General features: G+C 74.1%; 18 protein-coding genes. 2 read left to right on the top strand and 16 right to left on the bottom strand.

From position 1 onward, the window contains the following. The first annotated feature begins 11 nt into the window (after nt 1-11). Nucleotides 12-1,079, top strand: a complete 1,068-nt coding sequence (locus tag ACH4UK_RS08395; RefSeq protein ID WP_398355235.1) for a CopD family protein — start codon at nt 12-14, stop codon at nt 1,077-1,079. Here the strand turns inward: ACH4UK_RS08395 and ACH4UK_RS08390 are convergent. The 16 genes from ACH4UK_RS08390 to ACH4UK_RS08315 all read right to left on the bottom strand — a co-directional run bounded on the left by ACH4UK_RS08390 (nt 1,076) and on the right by ACH4UK_RS08315 (nt 19,854). Beyond that, on the bottom strand, nt 1,076-2,557 hold the full coding sequence (locus tag ACH4UK_RS08390; protein WP_398355233.1) for a carboxylesterase/lipase family protein: 1,482 nt from the start codon (nt 2,555-2,557) through the stop codon (nt 1,076-1,078). The two genes, ACH4UK_RS08395 and ACH4UK_RS08390, sit on opposite strands and share 4 nt — an antisense overlap. Nucleotides 2,558-2,734: 177 nt before the next feature. Next, a complete protein-coding gene (locus tag ACH4UK_RS08385) occupies nt 2,735-3,712 on the bottom strand; it encodes a terpene synthase family protein (RefSeq protein WP_398355231.1) in 978 nt (325 codons plus the stop codon). A gap of 444 nt (nt 3,713-4,156) precedes the next feature. Next, on the bottom strand, nt 4,157-5,566 hold the full coding sequence (locus ACH4UK_RS08380; RefSeq protein ID WP_398355230.1) for an NADase-type glycan-binding domain-containing protein: 1,410 nt from the start codon (nt 5,564-5,566) through the stop codon (nt 4,157-4,159). A 4-nt stretch (nt 5,567-5,570) separates the two neighbouring features. After that, nucleotides 5,571-6,164: a phage tail protein I gene (locus ACH4UK_RS08375; protein WP_398355229.1), complete on the bottom strand. Its 594-nt coding sequence runs from the start codon at nt 6,162-6,164 to the stop codon at nt 5,571-5,573. Next, nucleotides 6,161-8,122 (bottom strand): putative baseplate assembly protein, encoded by a 1,962-nt coding sequence (locus tag ACH4UK_RS08370; RefSeq protein ID WP_398355228.1) that lies wholly within the window; start codon nt 8,120-8,122, stop codon nt 6,161-6,163. Before ACH4UK_RS08370 ends, ACH4UK_RS08375 begins: the two co-directional genes overlap by 4 nt. Beyond that, entirely contained in the window at nt 8,122-8,571 is a 450-nt protein-coding gene (locus ACH4UK_RS08365) for a GPW/gp25 family protein (RefSeq protein WP_398355227.1), read from the bottom strand. Before ACH4UK_RS08365 ends, ACH4UK_RS08370 begins: the two co-directional genes overlap by 1 nt. Beyond that, the gene (locus tag ACH4UK_RS08360; RefSeq protein ID WP_398355226.1) at nt 8,568-8,885 is read right to left on the bottom strand and encodes a PAAR domain-containing protein; all 318 of its coding nucleotides are present in this window, start codon (nt 8,883-8,885) and stop codon (nt 8,568-8,570) included. Before ACH4UK_RS08360 ends, ACH4UK_RS08365 begins: the two co-directional genes overlap by 4 nt. A 105-nt stretch (nt 8,886-8,990) precedes the next feature. Further along, nucleotides 8,991-10,772, bottom strand: coding sequence for a VgrG-related protein (locus ACH4UK_RS08355; protein ID WP_398355225.1), 1,782 nt, complete (start codon nt 10,770-10,772; stop codon nt 8,991-8,993). Continuing rightward, entirely contained in the window at nt 10,769-11,491 is a 723-nt protein-coding gene (locus tag ACH4UK_RS08350; protein WP_398355224.1) for a peptidase M23, read from the bottom strand. The genes ACH4UK_RS08355 and ACH4UK_RS08350 overlap by 4 nt, the downstream gene beginning before the upstream one ends. A 52-nt stretch (nt 11,492-11,543) precedes the next feature. Further along, nucleotides 11,544-11,969, bottom strand: coding sequence for a phage tail protein (locus ACH4UK_RS08345; protein WP_018959947.1), 426 nt, complete (start codon nt 11,967-11,969; stop codon nt 11,544-11,546). A gap of 87 nt (nt 11,970-12,056) precedes the next feature. Next, nucleotides 12,057-15,167 carry a hypothetical protein gene (locus ACH4UK_RS08340; protein WP_398355222.1) on the bottom strand — a complete coding sequence of 1,037 codons (3,111 nt, stop codon included), beginning with the start codon at nt 15,165-15,167 and terminating at the stop codon, nt 12,057-12,059. Between the two features lie 4 nt (nt 15,168-15,171). Next, nucleotides 15,172-15,330: a DUF6760 family protein gene (locus tag ACH4UK_RS08335; RefSeq protein ID WP_003966147.1), complete on the bottom strand. Its 159-nt coding sequence runs from the start codon at nt 15,328-15,330 to the stop codon at nt 15,172-15,174. Further along, nucleotides 15,327-15,821 (bottom strand): hypothetical protein, encoded by a 495-nt coding sequence (locus ACH4UK_RS08330; RefSeq protein ID WP_398355221.1) that lies wholly within the window; start codon nt 15,819-15,821, stop codon nt 15,327-15,329. Before ACH4UK_RS08330 ends, ACH4UK_RS08335 begins: the two co-directional genes overlap by 4 nt. Further along, on the bottom strand, nt 15,818-16,258 hold the full coding sequence (locus ACH4UK_RS08325) for a phage tail protein (protein ID WP_073802749.1): 441 nt from the start codon (nt 16,256-16,258) through the stop codon (nt 15,818-15,820). The genes ACH4UK_RS08330 and ACH4UK_RS08325 overlap by 4 nt, the downstream gene beginning before the upstream one ends. 56 nt (nt 16,259-16,314) lie before the next feature. Continuing rightward, nucleotides 16,315-17,859 carry a phage tail sheath family protein gene (locus ACH4UK_RS08320; protein WP_398355220.1) on the bottom strand — a complete coding sequence of 515 codons (1,545 nt, stop codon included), beginning with the start codon at nt 17,857-17,859 and terminating at the stop codon, nt 16,315-16,317. A gap of 705 nt (nt 17,860-18,564) precedes the next feature. Then, the gene (locus tag ACH4UK_RS08315; RefSeq protein WP_398355707.1) at nt 18,565-19,854 is read right to left on the bottom strand and encodes a hydrolytic protein; all 1,290 of its coding nucleotides are present in this window, start codon (nt 19,852-19,854) and stop codon (nt 18,565-18,567) included. A gap of 237 nt (nt 19,855-20,091) precedes the next feature. Between ACH4UK_RS08315 and ACH4UK_RS08310 the strand changes: the two genes are divergently transcribed. Beyond that, nucleotides 20,092-20,817 carry a response regulator transcription factor gene (locus tag ACH4UK_RS08310; protein WP_398355219.1) on the top strand — a complete coding sequence of 242 codons (726 nt, stop codon included), beginning with the start codon at nt 20,092-20,094 and terminating at the stop codon, nt 20,815-20,817. Nucleotides 20,818-20,964 lie beyond the last annotated feature (147 nt).

Raw genomic sequence — 20,964 nt, 5'->3', positions numbered from 1 at the left:
ATCGGGCCGTGATGTTCTCCGGACCCCCTGCCGACCCGGCCGCGCCGACCGGACCCGGCATACCCCTCGCGGCGGCCGCTGCGCGGTCGGCGGACGACGCGCCGCCGGTCGGCGCGATACCCGGGGGACCGCCCGAACCGCCGGCCGGCCGCTCGTGGACCACGCCGCTCCTGCTCTGCGCCGCGGGCGTCCTCGCGCTTCTCATGGCGCTCCTCGGCCCCGGCCTCGTGGCACGCGGCACCGGAGAGCTGCGCATCCCCGCCGCAGGACTCACCACCGTGCTCCGCACCGTCCTGTTCGCCGCCCTCGCCGTCCACCTGGGCGAACTGCTCGCCCCCCGGATCGTCCGGCCCGTCCGGGGCCGCCCCCCTGCCGCCGTACGGAGCTGGGCGGTCGCCGCCTCGGTCGCCGGGGCGGCCGCCGCGGCCGGGCAGATCGTCCGGCTCGCCGCCGTCAGCGACCTCGGGATCACCGAGACCTACGGCACCCGCGAGGGCGGACTGCTCCTGCTCATCGCCAACGGCCTGGTCCTCGCCGCCTTCTGCGCCGCGAGCCGGCGCCCGGCCCTCGCGCTCGCCCCGCTCGCCGTCGTCATCGGCGCGGAGGCCCTGCGCGCGCATCCGGAGGCGTACAGCCCGGAGTTCGGCGCGGCCCTCACCGTCGTCCATCTGACCGCCGCTTCGCTGTGGACCGGTGGTCTGCTGCACGTCCTGCGGACCATGTGGCTCTGGCGCGGCTCGCCCGTCGCGGCCCGCGCGCTGCTCGGCCGGTACGCGCGCCTGGCGATCTGGCTGTACGCCGCCCTCGCCGCCACCGGAACGGTCTCGACCCTGCGCCGGCTGCCGCTGGACGTGGTGCTCACCTCCGCCTACGGGCGCACCCTGCTGGTCAAGCTGGCGCTGGTGGCCGTGGTCAGCGTGCTGGCGGTGGCGGCCCGGCGGCGGATGCTCCGGGACGCCGACCCGACGGTCGCGCACCGGCTGGCCCGCCGCGAACAGGTCGTGCTGGGCCTGGTCGTGGTGGTCTCGGCGGTCCTGACGGTCGTCCCCGACCCGCACTGGATCTCCCTGCGGCCCTAGGGTCTGTCGTCCGAGCGGTACGGCTCCCAGCCGCGCAGCTCGTCGTCGCGCGGGGCCAGGACCAGCTCCGGAGCCCCCGGACCGAAGACCGTCACCGGCCGCCGCGCGTCCCAGGACGGCCACCCCGGGTCTCCGCTCGTCGCGAAGTCCACCCACGCCCGGTGCATCGCGTCCGCCAGCTCCTGCGGGGCGTCGGGGCCGGTCAGGGCCATCGTGTCGGGGTGGGCGAGCGTGTCGAAGACGAAGCCCAGCTCCAGCGCGTGACAGGCCCCCAGCCGCTGTACGGGGGTGGGCCAGCCGAACTCGTACACATGCGTGGAGCCCGGCCCGCCCGCCCTGGCGTCGGCCAGCCGGTTGAGCGGGACCCGCAGCAGCAGGTCCGTCGCGAGCGCGCCGAGCAGCTCGCCGGGGGTGGCGTCCGGCCGGTTGGCGCGGTAGACCCGGGCGGTGGCGCCCGGCACCTGGAACTTCAGCAGCGCCAGGCGGAGCCGCAGCCGGCCGATCCGCTCGGTCAGACCGCCGGGCACGAACCAGAGCCGGTACTCCTCGGTGTTCGTCCCCAGCAGCAGGTCGACCCCTGCGGACGCGCCCGCGTGCAGCGCCTCCACGGGGTCGCGGGGCAGCAGTTCGCCGTCCACGACCACCTGGAAGGAGTGCCGGCCGGTCAGCGGGTTCCCGCCGCTGGTGACCTCCGTCTGCGCGGTCAGCAGCGCCTCCGGGTCCACGGCGGCCAGCGCGGCCGCCGTGGCGGGCACGCCGAGCCGCTGGGCGATCAGCCCGGTCGTCCCGCGCCCGGTGGCCGGGGGCAGCGCGGCGGGCGCCCCGCTCTGGAGCACCGCCCGCCGCAGCAGCCCCGCCGACCGGTCCGCGGCCAGCAGGGCGGCGATGCTGATCGCCCCCGCCGACTCCCCGGCCACCGTCACCCGGTCAGGGGCGCCGCCGAACGCCGCGATGTTGTCGCGCACCCACTCCAGGGCGGCCAGCTGGTCCAGCAGCCCCCGGTTGGCGGGCGCGTCCGGGAAGACCCCGAAGCCCTCGACGCCCAGGCGGTAGTTGACCGAGACCAGGACCACCCCGTCCCGGGCGAACGCGGACCCGTCGTACACCGGCACCGCCGAGGAGCCGTGCACCAGGGAACCCCCGTGGATCCACACGAGCACCGGCAGCCCGGCCGCACCCGGCGCGGGCGTCCACACATTGAGGTTCAGCCAGCCGTCGCCCGGTACCGCCGGATCGGGCAGCAGCCGGTCGAGCGGCGGGGCGTAGGGCCGTTTGGGGGCCGTCGGACCGTACGCCACGGCGTCGCGCACCCCCGCCCACGGCTCGGGCGGCACGGGCGCGCGGAATCGGTGCGCCCCCACCGGCGGAGCCGCGTACGGGATGCCGCGGAAGACCGCGACGCCCCGCTCCACCGCACCGCGCACCGTGCCGTGGGCGGTCGTCACCTGCGGGGAGGTTCCCGCCACGATGTCGGACATGATGCCTGCCAACCTCTCTCGCGGGGAGGACGTCAGGTCCACCGTGGCGGCCTTCCCGCCGTCGGCACATGCCTGCCCCGAAGCGGTGGTCCGCGACACCACCCGGGCGGCCGATCGGCCGAAGAGCGTCCGGGCCGGGCCGGGCCGGCGTCTGGCGGCTCAGGCGTCTCAGCCGGCTCAGGCGGCGAAGTGCCGGGACAGCGAGTCCCGTTCGTCCAGCTCCACCAGGTCCGGTCGGGTGTAGCGCTCGGCGCGCGCGTGGTAGTCGAAGTCTCCCCGCACGAGCCCCCGGTAGTCCTGGACGCAGCGTTCCAGTGCGGCCCGGGTCGCGCCGCCGATGCCCGCCGCCTCGATCTCCTCGATCAGCTCCCTTTCCGCCCGCTGCACCCGTTCGGCTATCCGGGCCAGCTGGATACCGGCCTCGTCGACCGCCTCCTGGAGCGTGGATCCCCGGTCGCGCTGAATCAGCCGTACGGCGTTGTGCTCGTACCCGAGAGCGGCTTCCTTCTCGAAGGAGCAGATGTCGTTGCAGAGTCCCGAATGGTCGGTGACCGCGTTCCGCAGGGCGATATAGGCGGGCAGGCTCCGGGCGGAATCCGGGAGATCGATTCCGGCGGTGATCTCGTGCAGACAGAGAAAGGGCTGCATGGCGACCGAATCACGGCGGTGCTTGGCGAATTCGGCGCGGCTCGGCACCTGTCCGGCGGCCCGCTCGACGGCCTCGGCGTAGTACGTCCACAGCCAGGCGGCGGTGTCCCGCCGGAACTGCCGGTTCCACTGCGGCGAGCGGCTCCGGCAGGTCCGCTCCCGCAGCCCGGCGAGCGCCCGCTCCATCGGCCCGTTCGGCGCGGCCCCGTCGAAGACGTCCACCAGGCGGGTGATCGCCCTCTCGCACATCAGCGGATCGCGTCCGGCCGGCCCGTCGTCGAACTCGTCGTCCACCAGGAAGGCCCAGAAGAGCCATTGACAGAACAGGTCGAGTTGCTCCTGCGTGGCCTGCGGGAAGATGAGGGATATCCAGAGTTCCGGACGGGTCCGGATCATCTTCCGCCGGGCCGGGACGGAAAGGTCGAGCCCTTCGGATTCGGCCCATTCCCAGGCGGACTCCCGGGTTTTCGCCAGGCCCGGATGGCACCCGGCACTCTGGAACGGCATGTGAAACGCCGGTAACGTGATCTGGCTCATTGCTGCCCCTCGTCTGATGAATACGGGCGGACGATGCGAACGGCGTGTTCCGGGTGATCGAGCAGGGGACGGGCTCGTCGGGAAGCGGCGGCCGGAGCCCGGAGGGCGGGCGGCGGGAAGACCGTACGAGGTGAGAGGGCCATCGCTGTCCTCCTTCCTCCGCCGGGAGCCGCGGCGTCAGGGCAGGCTCGGTGAGCCGGTGGGCGAGCACGTCACCATGTGTAATGCCCAGTCAACCCCCTGTGGGGGCGTCGAGGGAAGCCATTTGTGACCGGAATTGTTTGATCGGCATCAACTCTCTGATCGCTCCTGGGTAGTTGGTGAACTTCTGGGGCTGCCCGTGACGGAGGTGGCAGGGTGACGGAGGTGGGGCGGCGGGGGCCGAGTGAACCGGCCGGAGCGCCGCCGTCCGGCTCAGGTGCGCCGGAAGAACTCGACCTCGCCGATCGCGATCGGCCGCCCCTCGCCCCGGCCGACCGCCTCCCGCAGCACCATGCGGACGGACACGACGTCACTGATGCCGGTCCGAATCGTCTGCTTGCCGGGCTTGTCGTTGAACGTCACCGTCTTCTCGTGGACCTTGTCGTCCTTCGTGGTGATGAACAGGTCCGCCCGGGTCGGCCGCGCGCCTTGCCGGAACTCCTGGGGCTCCTTCGACACACCGGTGTGCACGACGACGCCGACCAGCCGGAACGGCGTCTCGAAGGAGCACGTCAGCGACGCGTCGAGGGCGGGCGCGCCCCAGTACTTGTTCGTCAGGCCGTCGGTCGCCGCGCTCGCCGGGTGGCCGGGAGCCGCCGCGCTCGCGGACACCCCGGTGGGGCTGATCTCCGCCGTGCCGCCGAGCTTGTCCCGGACGTCCTCGAAGAGGTAGCGCCCCAGCGGGAAGAACAGGAAGCCCGCCACCAGCAGCCCGGCCACGGCCAGGACCAGCAGCGTCCGCCGCAGCGCCCGGCCCGAACCGCCGCGCACCCGCCGGCGGAACGGCCACACGGTGCGCCACCACGGCAGGGCGGCCGACTGCTCCCGGGGCCGCAGCGGAGCGGCGCACCGCCGGCAGAACTGCCGCCCCGGCAGGTTCGGCGTGCCGCAGGCCGGGCAGGGCGGACCGTCCGGCGTCTCGTCCGCCGCCACCGGCCGCACGACCGGCCGCCGGGTCACCGGCTTGGCCGGCTGAACCGCCCCGACCTGCTCCGCCGGTTCGGCCGCGGGCCTGGGCACCGGTGCGGACGCCGGGATTCCGGGACGTACGGGAGCGGGGGCGGGCCGCCCGGGGGGCACGGGCGGCACAGACGGCTTCGCCGCCGCGGGCGTTGGCTGCGCGGGCGGCGTGGCGGGCTGCGGCGGCACGGGTGCGGGTGTGGGGGGCTTCGGGGGCGCGGGATCCGCCGGTGGCGTGGGAGCCGGCCGGGGCGGGCCCGGCGGCTGTTCGGGGCGCGCCGGGGCGGGCCGTGCCGGAGCCTCGGGGCGCGCGGGCGGTGCGGGCGGTGCCTGAGCCTCGGGGCGCGCGGGCGGTTCGGGCCGCTCCTGCGAGGGCGCCGGTGCGGGCCGCTCCGCGTCCTCGGGGGCGGGGCGCGCCGGTCGGGGGGACGGGGCGGCATCCGGCGCGGGCGTCGTCGTCGGCCCGGCCGGTTCCGGCTCCGGCGTGGGCTCGGCCGCCGTCACCGGGGCGTCCGGCTCCGCCACCACCTCCGCCTCGGGCTCCGGATCCGCGGGCCGGGCCGGCCGCGCGGGCCGGGAGGACCAGCCCAGGTAGCCGCCGCAGTTGCCGCAGAAGTCGTCACTCTCGCCATTGGCCGTACCGCACGCCGGGCACGAACGCATCACGTCAGCCTCCTGTCTGTTCGGAAGCTTCGGGAGCTTCGGGAGCCGCGGGCGGGCCCGGCAGGACCTCCACCCGGCAGGTGAGGTGGACGGGGCACGAGGCCGTGGCGACGTCCAGGACGCGGCGGGCGTCCACCGCGACGCCCTCGCGCACCGGCCAGACCCGGACGAGCAGTTCACCGGTCGGCGGCGGCGGGAGGGCGGCCCCCGGCTGGGCCGACCAGGTGGCGCCCCCGCCGTCCCGGACGTCCGCGTGCACACCGCAGCAGAGCCGCAGCCGCTCGACGAGACCCCGCCGGGTGCCGCGCCACCGGTGCAGCTCCACGGCGCGGGCGACGACCGCCCGGCGCAGCTCCACCGGCCACGCCGGATCGGCCTCGACGCCCACCCAGGACGCCAGCCAGGGCAGGAAGTCCTCCGGCGCGAGCGACGGGTCGAAGTAGGCGGGCAGATTGTCCAGCGTCGACAGGACCGGTGCCAGCACCGTGTCCAGGCCCGCTGTGAAGCGCTGCGCCAGGTCGTCGTCCGCGTACAGGGCGGGCAACAGGCCGCCGATCGGGTACCGGCTCGGCAGCCCGGGTATCGCGGCCCGGGTCATACGCCCTCACCGGCCCCGTTCGCGGTGACCACCACCTGGTGCTGGTGGGAGAAGACCAGGGCCCCCGGCGCGACGTCGACGCGGTCGACCGCCGCCCCGCGCCGGCCGGTGATCGGGTCCGCCGGGAACAGCCGGACGTCCTCCACCAGGCCGGCCCCCTCCACGTTCTGGAGCACGGCGAAGACCTCCCCGTACTGCACCGGCCTGCCGAACGGCCACCCCTGGCCGTCCGCCCCGCCGCGCAACGGGTCGATGTGGCGGAACAGCGCCTCCAGCGCCTCCGCCCGGACCCGGTCCACGTCCCCGGGGGCGGCCACCAGCCGGGCGACGACCGTGACGCCCTGGTAGGCGGGCGGTTCCACGACCAGCCGGGTGCCGACCAGCCGCCGTTCGTCGAGCCGCGCGGTGACCGCGGCCAGCACCGGGTCCGAGGGGATCAGCTGCTCGAACCGCAGCTGCCCGTCCTCGTCGGCGACCGCGTCGGGCACCACCAGCACCCGGACCGCACCGGCCTCGCCCGCGACGGCGGGCAGACACCGCACGCGGCGCAGGGACGGCGCGGCCTCCCGGGCGATGACCTCGTAGTCCTCGGCCGTCACCGCCCGTTCCTGCACCCGCAGGATGTTGGGCGCGCGCACCTTCGCGTTCTCGACGGTCTCCCCGTCGACGCCGCCGGTCGCCGCCTCGCGGTTGTTCACGCCCGCGACGTACGGCACCGAACTGCGCAGCACCGAGATCGCGCCCCGGGCCACGTTCCCGGCCGCCCCGCCGCCCGTCCGATAGCGCGGCACGCGGAGCTGGGCGCCCTTCTCCGGCACCGCGCCGTACGCGCGCATCGTGCCGTCCGGCTCCCGCACCTCCGGCGGGAGCGCGAACTCCCCGGAGACCGCGTCGATCCGGACGTGCCGGTCACCGGGCCCGGACGCGCCGAAGTGCTCGACCGGGGTCCAGATCTGCCAGCCCTCGTCCGTCGACACCTGCACCACCGGCGGGTCCCCGTCCAGCAGCAGCGGCGCCCGGCCCACCGAGAACCGCTGCCCGGCGACGCCCTCGGACACCCCGAGCGGCACGTCGACGACGGTCTCCGCGTGCTCCGCCTGCGTCGTGCCGCCGACCGTGAACACCTCGGCCTCCCGGATCGTCGGCGACTCGGAGTAGAACGGCTGGCCCGGCTCCGGTGCGGTGACCCGGCAGCGCAGCCACCCCGCCCGGGTCCCCGCCACGACGGAAGCGGTGTGCCCGGCCGGGACGAACACCACGACCTCGCCGGGCCGGTTCAGCCCGCCGGTGCTGTCGGTGCCGGTCGCACACGTCACCCAGCGCGCCCCGTCCCACGCCTCCCACACCAGCGGCGGCTGACGCGGGTCGACGCCCACGCCCTCCACCCGGCTGTCCAGGCGGACGGCGACGATGCACCGGGGCACGGCCGTCGGCAGCCCGAACAGCAGCGCGTCACCGGGCTCCGGACGGGCCTGGAAGCACGGGATGTCCTTGCCCGCGCCCAGCGGCGCGGTCCGGTCGGTCTGGTCGCCCGACACCGGCGCGGTGACCAGCCGGACCAGCGAACTCGGCACGATCGGCAGGTCGTCGGAGGTGGAGAACACCACCGGCTCCTCGGCCTCCCCGCGCGCGGTGGCGACCTCGGTGCCCGCCAGGAGGTGCACGGTCTCCGGCTGCGGCGCGGACAGCCAGAAGTCGATCTCGGCCCGCGCCACGGTCGGCGGGAACAGCGTCACGCCCAGCAGGTCGAGGAAGGCCGCGTAGTTCTTGTCCGGCACCCGGTTCAGCCGGTACAGCAACTGGTCGACCAGGTAGGCGAACGTCTCGATCAGCGTGACCCCGGGGTCCGACACATTGTGGTCGGTCCACTCGGGGGAGCGCTGCTGGACGTACCGCTTGGCCTCGTCGACGAGCTGTTGGAAGCGCCGGTCGTCCAGGTTGGGCGAAGGCAGGGCCATCAGCGCACTCCCGCTTCCCGAGCAGTTCCGGACGAGCCCTCGGAAGAGCTCTCCGGCGACGGGATCGTGTAGAAGGGAAAGACGAGGTTGCGCAGGTCGTTGGTGGCCCGCACGGTGTAGTGCACGTCGATGTAGAGCGTGCCCTCCTCGATCGCGTCGAACGCGATCACCACGTCCGTCACCTCGATGCGCGGCTCCCACCGCTCCAGCGAGGTGCGGACCTCCTGCGCGATCCGCCCGGCCGTCGCCCCGTCGCCCGGCGCGAAGACGTAGTCGTGGATCCCGCAGCCGAACTCCGGGCGCATCGGCCGCTCGCCCGGCGCGGTGCCGAGAACCAGGCCGATCGCCTCCTCGATCTCCCGGTCCCGCTCGACCAGCGCGATCCCGCCCGTCGGCCCGACCCGCAGCGGGAAGCCCCAGCCGCGCCCGATGAATCCGCTGCCGTTCACATCGGACCCCCGATCAGGACGTTCAGCGCGCCGCTCAGGATGGGCGCGCCACAACTGGTGTTGTCCCGCATCCGGGCGGCGGGCAGCCCGCCGATCAGCACCTGACCGGTGAGCGCGGCGGCCGGGTTGGGCATGATCACGTTGGTCGGCCCCAGCGCGGCGTGCGGCGGGACGACGCACACATGGAGGCTCCCGGTGACGGCCGCGGGCCGGCCGCCGATGAACACGGTGGCCACGGCCACCGCGCCCGGGGGCGGGGAGCCGATGAGACCACCGTGGGCGGTGCTGTCGCCCGTGCGGGCTGCGGGGGGCATGGCCGGGGTTCTCCTTGCTGTGAGAGGGATGTCGCGGGGGCGGGAGTCGGAGCGCGGGGAGACGGGCCGTGGGGGACGGGCCGTGGGACAGGGGGCGCGGCCGGGTCAGTTGATCCTGATGATCTTGGCCTTGAGGATCCCGAGCAGTCCGCCGTCGACCGTGACCCCCGTCTTGCCGTTGACGCTCACCGAGCGGCCCCTGATGTTCACGTCGCCGGTGGCGCCGGCGTCGAGCGTGATGCCCGACGCGGACAGCGTCACCGAGCTGAGCTCCCGGGTGCCGCCGAGGGCCTTCACCGTCAGGGTGATCTCGCCCTTCTTCTCGTCGAGCACGACGTCCAGCCGCTTGTCGCCGGTGGCGATGCGCACCCCGGAGGGGCCGCGCGGGGCGTCCAGCAGCTCCAGCCGGTTGCCTGAACGCGACACCAGGGAGCGGCGGTTGACCTTGCCGCTCGTCGGGTCGACCAGCGGGACGTCGTGCGGCGAGGGCTTGTCGATCCCGTTGTAGAGGCCGCCGAGCACATACGGGCTGTCCAGCAGCCCCTGCTCGAACCCGACCAGTACCTCGTCGTTGACCTCGGGGCTGAACACCCCGCCGCCGCCCTGGCCGCCCCACTGCACGGTGCGGACCCAGTCGGTGACGTAGGTGTCGTCGAGCCACGGGAACTTCAGCCGCACCCAGCCGCGTTGGCCCCTGCCCTCCTCGCGGATGTCGGTGACCACCCCGATCGCCAGGCCCGGCATGCGCGGGCCGCGCGAGGGGGCGTTCCCACCGGAGGCCAGCCCGGACAGCGAACGGTCCGGCGAGGCGCTGACGATCACCGTCGTGCGGTAGCCGGTGTCCGGTTCGAGGACGTGGTGCGCGGCGGTGGCGGTGTAGCGGCCGGAGAACGCGGGCCCCACATTGCCGAGGGCCACCGGCAGGCCCGCCCGCAGCTGCGGGTTCCCGTAGGCGACCGCCTCGATCTCCCCGAAGCCCGAACTGACCGAGGCCGCCAGCGAGTCGGCGACGGCACGCGTCTCCGCCTGGGTGCGGTAGGGGGTGTCGGCGATCGTCGTCAGGGAGTTGGATCCGAACATCTTGGCCGCCGTCGACGGGCTCATTCCGGGGGTGACCGTATCGCTGCGGACGGCCTGCTTCCGGGCCACCAGCCGGGTCTTGGTGTCGACGTTCCAGCCGCGCACCTCGACGCTGTCCGCCCCGTCCGCGCCGGTCAGCACCGCCCGCAGGGCCAGCAGGTTGTTCCCGTACTCCAGGACCATCGGGTTGTTCGTGGCGGAGGTCGAGGGGGAGGGGGCGGAGGAGGCGGGGTCCGGCTTGGTGAACTGGAGCCGGCCCTTCTCGTCCACCCGTACGGTGGCCCCGCTCTCGGCCGCGAGGTGCTGGAGGAACTCCCAGTCCGACACGTTCGGCTGGGTCAGCTGCTTGTACGTGATCGGCGCGGCCTCGACCTTTCCGCAGGTGAGACCCGCGCCGGCGGCGACCTTGCGGACGATGTCCGCCGTCTTCATGTTCCGGTACGCCACGACCTTCCGGCCGCGCTGGAGCCGGTGCGCCTTGGAGAACGCCCGCACCACGGTGAACGAGCCGGTGGTGTCGGTGTCCAGCTCGACCGCCGTGACCTCCCCGGTGAACAGCCGCTCGCGCGCCCGGTCCCGCGCGGTGACGACCGAGATCTTCAGCGGGGTGCCCATGCCGATGCCGGTCGCGGTGAGGAAGGTGTGGTCGGGGTCCCGGTACATCAGCACGGCGGTGTCCGGCAGCCCCACGTTCTCGTCGACCACACAGCTCACCAGCTGGGTGGCCCAGGCGGCGGGCAGCTCGGCGGGCGCCTCGACGATCGGGTCGGCGGCGAAGGAGCGGCCGGGGGCTTCCTTGCCGCTCATCGGCTCTCCTCCGCCAGGTGGTCTTCCCGTCCGGGCACCAGGAGCTCACTGCCGGGGGTCAACCGCATCGGGTCGTCGATGTCGTTGGCGTGCGCGATGGTCCGCCAGGCGGTGGCGTCGCCGTACTCCCGCCAGGCCAGCAGCGGCAGGCTGTCCCCGGCCACGACCCGGTGCGTGCGCCGTGCCTCCTTCGAACCCGAGGTGGGGTTCTGGCCGGCCGGGCCGATGCTCGCCTCCTCGATCGACAGGGAGCAGGTGGCGCGTAGCGGCTTCCCGTCGACGTCGAACAGGGTGTAGGAGACCGAGAGGTTGGAGAGCACCCCGTCGAACGAGGTCGTCTTGGACGTCCCCCAGTCGAAGCGCACCCAGGGGCTGGCCGGCGTCTTGCGGGCCAGGCTCTTGGGGGTGGGGACACAGGCGGTCATCAGCTTCTCCACCGCCTTCTCCACGGAGTTGTCGTGGGTGGCGGTTGCGTCGAGGAAGACCTCCAGCGACAGGGACCGGGGCCCGCTGCCGACGAACTCGGGCAGCGCGGACTGCCCGGCCATCCGGGACGGAGTGCGCCGCCACTCGGTGCTCTTGCTCAGCGACAGCTGCGCGGGGTTGAACTGCAACGTGAGCCGGGCGAGCGCCCCGCCGGGCTTGGCGCCGACGGTCGAGGGCGGCTCCATGATGGTCAGCTGGGCACGAGCGCGGCTCGCGCGGAGCGCGGGTGACATTGCGTTCCTCCTTCCTTCGTCCGGTTCCTGTACCTGGTTGTGCCGGGCGCGGTCAGGAGGGCTCGAGACCCTCGTGCGCGATCTCCAGCGTCTCGATCGCCGCCTCGGAGTTGGCGGGGTCGAAGGACGGCCCCTGCCAGCGCACCGGCACGATGCCGTGGACCTGCCAGCTGATGATCCGGCTGAGGTCGGGGCGCAGCGCCACGATCTCGCCGTCCTTGGGTTCGACCCGCTGGATCGTCTCGTTCAGCCAGCGCGCGATCTTGAGGGTGTCGGCGGTCACCGGGCGGGTCAGCGTGATGTTCGTCCAGCTGATCCGCCCCGGCAGCTGCCAGGTGAAGCCGTTGTTGCCGCCCTCGGCGTACGTCTCCATCTCCACCTCGGCGCCGAGGCCGGAGCAGGTGTGGAACGCGCCCAGGTCGCTGCCGCCGATCGCGAGCTTGAAGAACACGCTCGTCGCGAAGATGTTGTCCGTCATGCGTTTCTCGTCTTCTCTGCTGTCTCTCGTACGGGTCGGGGCGTGCGGTGGTGCGCGGGGCGGGGCCCGGGGCGGTGCCCGGAGCCGTCAGCGGCGGCCGTCGTGCAGCCGCCCGCTGCGTTCCCTGCCCCGGCGCAGATCGGCCCGGATGAGCCGGCTCACCGGGTCGAGGAGCCGGCGGGCCAGTTCCTCGATCTCCGTTCCGCTCAGCCGGTTCCCCGGAGAAGCGTCGGAAGCGTCGTCGGATCCGGCGGGCGATCCCGTCGCCCCGGCCGCGGGCCCGGCCGTGGACGCCTGCACGGGAACCCCGGTGATCCCGGCGCGGGCCGCCGCGCGCTGGACCGCCTGCGCCCTGCTCTCCGGGCGACCCGCTCCGGTGGCCCGCGCGGGCGCGCGGGGCGGCACCCGTACGGAGAGGGCCGGCGGCCCGGCGGGAGCGGCGCCGGCCACGGGGGCCGCACCGGCGATGGGCGGACGGGCGCTGTCGGGCACCACCGGCATCGCCAGCCGCTGTACGGGTACGGCGGCGGCTTCCGCCCGTGCCGCCGCGGGCGGATGCGGCCGGACGACGGGAACGGGGCGCGGGCCGGGGGCGGTCGTGGACGACGCCGGGGGTCCCGAGGGCATCGGCCCCTTCCCGGACCGGGACGGCATCGCTGGTGGCAGCACCGGGGCGAGCGGCGCGGCGGGGGCGGCCGGCGCGGTGGCGGCGCGTTGCACGGCAGGGGCGGAGGCAGGGGCCTGTTGCGGGGTTCGGGTGTCGCGACCGGGAGCCGGCTGCGGAGCCGGCCCTGACCCGGGAGCCCCGTGCTGGTGCCGCGGCGGCGGCGTGCCGGGAAGGACGGGCGAGGGCGCTGCGGCCCGCCCGGACCGCTGGACGAGTCGCTGGAGCACACCGCCGGAGGACACGCCGCGCCCGACGTTCCGGGGGGCGGGCGCGGGGGCCGGGTCCGTGGCGGAAGTGCTGCCCCGGTGGGCCGGGTTCGCGGTCGCGGAGCGCTGGACCGGGGCGCCGGGCGTCGCACCGGAGGGCGTCGGCCGCCGGACGCTCGGCAGGCTGCCGGTCCGCCCGCCTGCGGGACCCGCGGCCGGAGCGCCGGCGCCCGGCTGCGGTACGTCGCGCCGCCAGGTGGCCGCCACGACCGGGCGCGCGGTGCCGCCGCCCGCCGTCGTCGCCGGAGGGGCCGAGAACCCTTCGGCGGAACCGGTGTTCACGGTGAGGGCGCGGCTGGGGAGCAGGGTCCGTGACCGCTGGACCGCGGGCGACGGCGTCGTACCGCCGGAGCTCTGTGCCGTCGGCCGGTCCCGGTCGACGGGCCGGACGCGAACCGGCGGCGGGGGAGCGGCGGAGGCCGCGCCCGTCCGCGTACCGGTGCGGGTACGGCCGGGGTCGGAGTCCGCCGCGCGCTGGACGGCCGCCGGTCCCGGCGAGGACGCCGAGGGCACGGGGGAGGCCGCCCGCACCGGCATCGCGGAGGGCGCGCCCGGCGGTGTCGCGGCGGGGTCCGGGACCACGGGCCCGGAGCCCGGACCGGTCGTCGGTCCGGGGCCCGGGGGCCGACCCTGATCCGTTGGTGTCCGGGCGGACCGGCGGTCACCGAGCAGCGGTGCGTCGCCGCCGAGCCGGGCGGTCGGCGGCAGCGAGGGAAGGGGCATGCCGATCCCGCCCCGCGCACGGGCCCGTGCGCCGCCGGAAGCGTCGGGTCGCGGCGCGGGCCGCGTCGTGCCGTCCGGGTCCGCTGCCCGCTGCACCGAGGGGGCGGGCTGCGCCGGCTTCGACGGCGGGGGCGGCTGGGCGGATCGAGGCGTCCGGGGTCGGCCGTCCGGCGACTGCTGCCGCGCCGACGCCTTCGACGAACCGGCCGACGGGGGCGTGGGCGTCGGGGCCCCCGGGGGCGACGCGGACGAAGAGCGCGAAGAGGGCGAGGAGGGTGTCGTGGGCGTCGTGGCCGGAGGGCTCGGCGGGTCCGACGCCCGCCGCTGGAGCACCGGCAGCTCCGCTGCCGGCCGATCCGTCGCGGGGGCGGACGGAACGACGCCCGCCGGTCCATCGGCACCGGCCGGCCGGGCCCCTGCGGGCAGTTCGCGCAGGGGTTTGCCCAGCGCCGGGCGGACGGCCTCGGCGGGGAGCCCGCCGGGGGCACGGCCGGGCGACGGGGCGCCGCCGTCCGAGGCGGGCGCAACCGCACGCTCCGGGCCGCTCTGCCGCTCGGCAGCGACGCGCTGGACCGGGGTGGCGGGAGAAGCCGCCGGAGCGGACGGCGGGACCGAAGCGGAAGCGGCGGAAGCGGCCGAAGACTTGGAGGGAGCGGGGGGAGCGGCGGGCGTGGCGGGCGGGAGCCCGGCGATCTGCCGCAGCGGCATCGCCGGACGGCGGGCGACGATCAGCGGCGGGGCGATCCGCTGCGGACGCACGGCTGCGGGCCGGGTCCGCTGCTCGGAGACCGGTCCGCTGCCGCCGGCTGCCTGCCGCGGCTGCGGCGGGGCCGTCGCGGTGTGCGGGCCGCCGCCGCGCGCCGCCCGCGCGGCAGGCCCCGAGCCGGTAGACCCGGAGCCGGAGGACCGGGCACCGGAAGACGCGGAAGACGCGGACGGGTTGGACCGGGTGGACGGGGCCGTGGAGCCGGCGGACCCGGATGAGCCCGGCAGCGACCGGGACGCGTCGGAGGAGGAGGAGGCCGAACCCCGGCCCCCGCCCGACCGCTGGACCGACGGCGCTCCAGGGCCCGGCTTCCGCTTCCCCGCCGACGCGGGAGACAGGTCCGTCGCGGGCTCCGCGTTCTCGTCGGCGCCCGGGGGCCGGACGGCGCGCAGCAGCAGGGGGCCGCCGGGGGACGCGGTCCGCGCGCCGCCCGGACGGGCGACGCCGTGGATGAGGCCGACCGGGGCCGACGGCAGGACGGCGTGGCCGAGTTCGCCGCCGAGGGCGGGGTTCTGCCACGAGGCGAGCCGCGACCGGAACCGCAGCCCGTCGCTCACCCCGATGGAGGACCGGGCGACGGTCACCGAAGGCGGGGCGACCCGCCGCCAGCCGCCGTCCCAGCCGCCGTCGCCCGTACCGCCGTCGCCCTCGCCCGACATCGCGGAGGCGGGGGCAGGGGCCGGGGCAGGAGCGGGTACGCCGGTGGATCCGCCGCTCTCCCGCGAGGGTGCGCCGGACTGCCGGTCCGCCCGGCGGAACCAGTCCCCGAACCCCACACGATCACCCGCCTTCGTTGACGCGGGTGTTGATCCGCGCTATCTCCCGCACCCACTGCTGACGTTCGCCGTGGGTGAGGTCGAGAATGTCCTCACGCTGCCAATGGAAGTGGTAGGCGACGTACGCGATCTCCTCCCGCAGCCGGGGAAGCGCGTACGTCACGATTCCCCCAGGCGCCCACCCGAGAGATCCACCTCGAACGACCCGTGGCACAGCGGGCAGGTCACCGCGGCATGCGTGTGGCCCTCGCTGTTGATCCGGCGGTAGAAGTCCTGGAGGAACGCCACGTCGGTCGCGTACATCCGCTCGACGACCCCGACGTGCACATCGGTGATCGGGCCGAGTTGGGTGATCACCTGGCTCAGCAGCACCACGGACAGGTACGCCGGGTTCTCCTTCACCCGCAGGTCGATCTGCGGGCGCAGCTCGTCCCGGGCCGTCGCGAGCCGCATGGTGCCGCTCCGGTGCACCTGGCCCTCGTCGTCGACGTACCCGCGCGGCAGCTCGAACGCGAACTCCGTCTGCAGCGTATCCCGTTCCCGGGGGCGGGCCGGAGCGGGCGCGGAGGTCTCCTCGCGCGCGGCGGGCGCCGCGGCGAGGTTGTCCAGGACTTCTTCGAGGCCGCCGCCCGGCGTAACGGTCCTGCGCCTCATTCGACCACGATCTCCTCGAAGGTGATGGTCACCGTCTCGGTCGCCGCGCTGGACTCGCCGGCCTTGAGGGAGGGGCCCTCCCACTTGGAGGCCCAGCCCTGCATCAGCTGGATGCGGCGCACGGTCTCACCGGTCGAGTCCTTGATCTCGATCGTGAGGTTCTGCCGCGCGGTGTCGACGGCCCCGTTGTTGAGGGTCTCCTTGATCCAGGTGGTGAACTCGCTGCTCTGGTCGAGCCCGCGGGTGATCGTCACCTCGCCCGCCTGGCGCGCGCCCGGCTGCTTGCGGATGATCTGCTTGCCCTCGGCGGTCACCTGACGGACCTCGACGACTTCTTCCTCGACGGTCATGCCGCTGATCTCCTGGATGGACTCCACGAGATAGCCGCCGAGCTGTACGCCGAAGACGTGGGTGGAAAGAGCGTCGCCCTCTGCCATGACTCTGTGTCACCTGTTCCGATCGGGAGTGAAGGGGTGGGGGAGGACCGCGAGGGTCACTCGTCGACGAGGCTGGTGCTGTCCGAGAACTGCGAGAGACGGAAGATGACGAACTCCGCCGGCTTCACCGGGGCCACACCGATCTCGCAGACGACCTGACCGAGGTCGATCGACTCCTGCGGGTTGTTGCTCCGGTCGCACCGGACGTAGAACGCCTCCTCGGCCGTGCGGCCGAACAGCGCCCCGCGTCGCCACTCCTCGGTGAGGAACGCGGTGACGTTGCGCCGGATGCTCGACCAGAGACGGTCGTCGTTCGGCTCGAACACCACCCACTGGGTGCCCAGGAGGATGGACTCCTCCAGGTAGTTGAAGAGGCGGCGCACGTTGAGGTAGCGCCAGGCCGGGTCGGAGGAGAGGGTGCGCGCGCCCCAGATGCGGATGCCGCGGCCGGGGAAGGCGCGTACGCAGTTCACGCCGATCGGGTTGAGGAGGTCCTGCTCGCCCTTGCTGAGGCGGATCTCGAGGTCCACCGCACCGCGGATGACCTCGTTGGCGGGGGCCTTGTGGACGCCGCGCTCACCGTCGCTGCGCGCCCAGACGCCGGCCACGTGACCGCTCGGCGGGACCAGGGAGTTGCGGCCGCTCGCCGGGTCGAAGACCTTGACCCACGGGTAGTAGAGGGTGGCGTAGCGCGAGTCGTAGCCGGCGTCCTCGTTGCGCCAGGTCCGCACGCGCTGGGCGTTCATGCCCGGCGGGGTGTCGAGGACGGCGACGCGGTCGCCCATCTGCTCGCAGTGCGAGATGACCGCCAGCTGTACGGTCTTGACGCCCTCGGCGTCGATGTCCCCGCGCTGGAAGGCGCTCATCAGGTCCGGGACGGCGACCATCGTGATCTCGTCGATCGCTTCGAGACCGGCGAACCCGGTACGCGCGGAGGCGTCGCCCACGTACTCGGACGGGTCGATCCGGGCCACACCGGAGCCGGGGGCGCCCGCGGCGGCCGGGGCGAGGGCGAGCGTCTGCTTCTCCGGGCGGCTCTGCGCCGTGCCGGGCTGCTCGGTGACCTGGACGAGCTTGGAGTCGCGGGCCTGGGTGACCAGGTAGCCCTTGACGTTCTTGCGGGTGGAGACGTCGTACGTCTCGACGGCCTTGCCGCCCTTGCGCACCAGCAGCCGGAAGCGGTCCTCCGGGGGGTTCTCGCCCTCGGCGTCGGCGATCTCCACGGAGAGGTCGGCGCCCGCGCCGGGCTTGGCCGAGATCAGGAACCCGCCGAGCGCGACGGGTGCGGGGGCCTGGGCGACCGCGCTCCGGTCCGCACCGTCCGACGCGCCCTGGGCGGGGCCGCCGATGCGCACGATGTAGGCCGCGCCGCCGCCGTTGGCGAAGAAGCCGTAGACGGCGTGCGTGAGGTAGGTGTCGGCGGTGAAGGTGCCGAACGCCTGGACGTACTGGTCCCAGTTGGTCACCAGGGTCGGCTGGTGGAAGGGGCCCGTTTCGGCGAAGCCGACGAAGGCTGCGACCGCGGTGCCGACTCCTTCGATGGGCCGTGCTCCGGACTGCACCTCCTCCACGTAAACACCGGGGGTGAGGTACGACGGCATGCTCGCTCCTTCTGGACGGTCACTCGATCACCGCCCAGTCTTGACCGGCCGGGCAGGCGGAGAGTAGGTCCCAGGGTCCTGCGCGCGGGGCAACGAGACTGCCCTTTCCGGGTCGTCGCGCACCGGGGACGCTGCCCTTGGCGGGCCGGTCGGAACGTGCGCCGTATTCCCGGCCGCCGACGCTTATTCCGCCGGGCGACATGAAGAGAACAAGAACAACGTGTTACGGAACAGTCCGGCGATGCCTCCCCTGCCGGGGATTGGGCGAAAGAGCGGACGGCGCGCCAGGGACCCGATGTGTTTGGTATCTCTTTTTCCCGGTAAACCCCGGAAGGCCGGGGGCCGTCCGGGGTCGTCGGAGAATCGTTCCGCGGTGACGCGATTCGGCCAGAATGCGCCAGGAAGCCGGGCGGATTCGGCCGGACGGCGAGGGGGAAAGCGGGCGCGAGGAGGCTCCGAACGGGCATCCGCCGACCGTCCTTGAACCGTCAGAACCGTTTCTGAGCAGGCCTGTTCGTTCTGACGGCCATCGGAAGCGGATATTCTTCCGATGCCGTCACCGCCGCGGGCGACCGAACTGGTCGAGACCTCTGGGGTATCCGGGAGGGTGAATCCGCCACCGCCCCGGAGGCCGGGCTTCCTCTCGGCCGGGTTTCTGCTGTTGTCTCGTCGACAGGCGAAGCAGAACGCTCGGCGTCGCTGTCTCTATCGTGCGAGATCGCTCAGCACGCCGCTGACATTGAGAACCTGATGGCACCCGGAAGCCTGCGTTCCGGTGGCCGGGGTGCCGGGCTTGGCACAGGTGACGGAAGCGGTGACGGTGGCGTTCTCCGGAATCTGAATGGGGGTGACCCAGTGATAGTCCTGGTTGCGGAAGGTTTCCAGCGCGATGGTCGTGATCTTGCGCTCTCCGAAGGAGATCGTCACGACGCCCTCGTCGCCCTGGAAGTTCGCCACCACGATGTCGGTGACGCCGAACACCTTCCCGGCCGGAACCTTGTAGGCCCGCTCCTCCGTTGCCCCCGCCCGGGTCTGCACGTCGATGGTCTCGGAGGCCTGCTGACCGCCGCCGCCTCCGCCGCCACCCGGGCCGGAACCGCCCGAGCCGGAGCCGCCACCGCCTGTGCCGGGGCCCGTTCCGTCCGGACCGGTTCCCTCTCCCTGACCGCCGGCCGGGTTGTCCTGACCGCCCGGCGGGGTCGAGCCCTGCTCCTTGCCGCGCGCGGTCTCCTCCTGTGCGGCCTCGGTCGCCGCCTGCTTGGCCGTGCTCTTGATCGCGGGCCGCACCAGGGCGAACCACGCGATCAGCAGGGCCAGCAGCGCCGCCAGCACGATCAGCAGCCACTTGGGCAGCACCGGTATCTGGGCGAACTCCCCGGGCAGCGGCTCGGATCCACCGGACTGCTCGTCCTCGGCCCCGTCCTCGACGCCCTCGGCCGCCCGGACCTCGAACGGCCAGGTGACGGGCTCGCCGAACCAGATCAGCTTCCGGGCCCGGACCTTCAGCCGCACCTCCGCCGACTCGCCCGGCTCCAGACGCTTCTTGTCCGGCGTGAAGGCCAGCCGCAGATCCTCCCCCGCCTGCTTGCCCGTGAGGGCCACGTCGACCGGGGTGTTCCCCTTGTTCTGCACCGCGGTACGGAAGCGGGCGCCCAGCCAGCCCCGGCGGCGGCGCGGTTCCAGCTCCGCGCGGAGCTCGTGGAAGGGCTCCACGGTCACCGTGCCCTCGGGGACCACCACCGACTCGGGCCGCTCCGCGGGCAGGACCCGTACGGCCAGGGGGGTTTCGCCCGCCCGGACCTCGTGGGAGCGCGGCGGGGCGAAGGTGAGGGTCACCGTCTCGGAGGTGCCCGGGTACAGCGACACACGCGCCGGCTCGACGGTGCTCCAGGCCGCGCAGTCGCCGACCACTTCGAGTGTGTAGGCCTCGACGATGTCGCCGTCGTTGCGCACGGTCAGGCTGGTCGTCGCGGTACCGCCAGGCGACACCGTCACCGTGGGGCTTTCGAGTTCGGCAGATGTGGTCACTCTGCGACGGTAGGCCGCCCGCACCGTCCGGCAGCAGAGACGCGAGGGCAACAAGCGGGCAGGGGCGGTGCCCCGAGGGCCCACCGGCACGGTGTCCCCGCACCCCCTCCACGGGCCCGCGCACCATGCCCCCGACCGGTGGGGCGACACGAGCAGCGGCAGATATATCGGGCTGAAGTACCTGAGGAAGACGGGCACGGAACGATGACGACGATCACGGACACGAAGCACAGCACGACGACCCGGGGGCACTACCGCAGGCCCGACGCGTCGCAGCGAGGCGCGGCCGGCTCCGGGGCGGCGCCCGGGGGCAGGGTCTCCGTGGCGGTGTACGCGGAGGACCTGATCCTGCAGACCGGCATGATCCACCAACTGCGCGTACGGCCCGAGATAGAACTGCTGCCGGAGGCCGAGGCGGACCGGGCGCAGGTCTCCCTGGTCGTGGTGGACATGGTCGACGAGCCCACCGTCCAGCTCCTGCACCGCCTCCAGCGCAACACCGCCACCCGCACCGGACTGGTCGTCGGGTCCTTCGAGTCGGGCGCCCTCCAGACCATGATCGAGTGCGGGGTCGCCGCCGTCCTCCGGCGCGGCGAGGCCGACCAGGACCGGCTCGTCCACCTGGTGCGGGCGATGGCCAACGGCGAGGGCGTCCTGCCGGGCGATCTGCTCGGCAAGCTCCTCGACCACGTCAGCTCGCTCCAGCGGACGGTCCTCGACCCCCGCGGACTCACCCTCTCCACCCTCACCGCGCGCGAGGCGGAGATGATCCGGCTGGTCTCGGAGGGCTGCGACACCGCGGAGATAGCGCGGAAGACCTCGTACTCGGAGCGCACCGTCAAGAACGTGCTGCACGAGGTGGCGACCCGGCTCGAACTGCGCAACCGGGCCCACGCGGTGGGATACGCGATGCGGCACGGGCTGATCTGAGGGCGGTGCGGGCGAACCCGCGCACGGCGCCCCGTCGCCGCAAAGGGCAGCGGTCCCTTCCCCCGCTCCGGGTACTCGCGGCCTGTCCTTCGCCCCCGCGCGGGGGCGAAACTGGCCGGTGGAGCGTCATCAACAGACTGTGAGGTG

Source organism: Streptomyces sp. NPDC020884 (assembly GCF_044333935.1).
GTDB lineage: Bacteria > Actinomycetota > Actinomycetes > Streptomycetales > Streptomycetaceae > Streptomyces.
This window is presented reverse-complemented; position numbering and strand designations above follow the sequence as displayed.

Excerpts from the sequence above, each read along its gene's own strand:
- ACH4UK_RS08395 (WP_398355235.1), top strand. The coding sequence starts at position 12 with ATGTTCTCCGGACCCCCTGCCGACCCGGCCGCGCCGACCGGACCCGGC.
- ACH4UK_RS08390 (WP_398355233.1), bottom strand. The coding sequence starts at position 2,557 with ATGTCCGACATCGTGGCGGGAACCTCCCCGCAGGTGACGACCGCCCAC.
- ACH4UK_RS08385 (WP_398355231.1), bottom strand. The coding sequence starts at position 3,712 with ATGCCGTTCCAGAGTGCCGGGTGCCATCCGGGCCTGGCGAAAACCCGG.
- ACH4UK_RS08380 (WP_398355230.1), bottom strand. The coding sequence starts at position 5,566 with ATGCGTTCGTGCCCGGCGTGCGGTACGGCCAATGGCGAGAGTGACGAC.
- ACH4UK_RS08375 (WP_398355229.1), bottom strand. The coding sequence starts at position 6,164 with ATGACCCGGGCCGCGATACCCGGGCTGCCGAGCCGGTACCCGATCGGC.
- ACH4UK_RS08370 (WP_398355228.1), bottom strand. The coding sequence starts at position 8,122 with ATGGCCCTGCCTTCGCCCAACCTGGACGACCGGCGCTTCCAACAGCTC.
- ACH4UK_RS08360 (WP_398355226.1), bottom strand. The coding sequence starts at position 8,885 with ATGCCCCCCGCAGCCCGCACGGGCGACAGCACCGCCCACGGTGGTCTC.
- ACH4UK_RS08355 (WP_398355225.1), bottom strand. The coding sequence starts at position 10,772 with ATGAGCGGCAAGGAAGCCCCCGGCCGCTCCTTCGCCGCCGACCCGATC.
- ACH4UK_RS08350 (WP_398355224.1), bottom strand. The coding sequence starts at position 11,491 with ATGTCACCCGCGCTCCGCGCGAGCCGCGCTCGTGCCCAGCTGACCATC.
- ACH4UK_RS08345 (WP_018959947.1), bottom strand. The coding sequence starts at position 11,969 with ATGACGGACAACATCTTCGCGACGAGCGTGTTCTTCAAGCTCGCGATC.
- ACH4UK_RS08330 (WP_398355221.1), bottom strand. The coding sequence starts at position 15,821 with ATGAGGCGCAGGACCGTTACGCCGGGCGGCGGCCTCGAAGAAGTCCTG.
- ACH4UK_RS08325 (WP_073802749.1), bottom strand. The coding sequence starts at position 16,258 with ATGGCAGAGGGCGACGCTCTTTCCACCCACGTCTTCGGCGTACAGCTC.
- ACH4UK_RS08320 (WP_398355220.1), bottom strand. The coding sequence starts at position 17,859 with ATGCCGTCGTACCTCACCCCCGGTGTTTACGTGGAGGAGGTGCAGTCC.
- ACH4UK_RS08310 (WP_398355219.1), top strand. The coding sequence starts at position 20,092 with ATGACGACGATCACGGACACGAAGCACAGCACGACGACCCGGGGGCAC.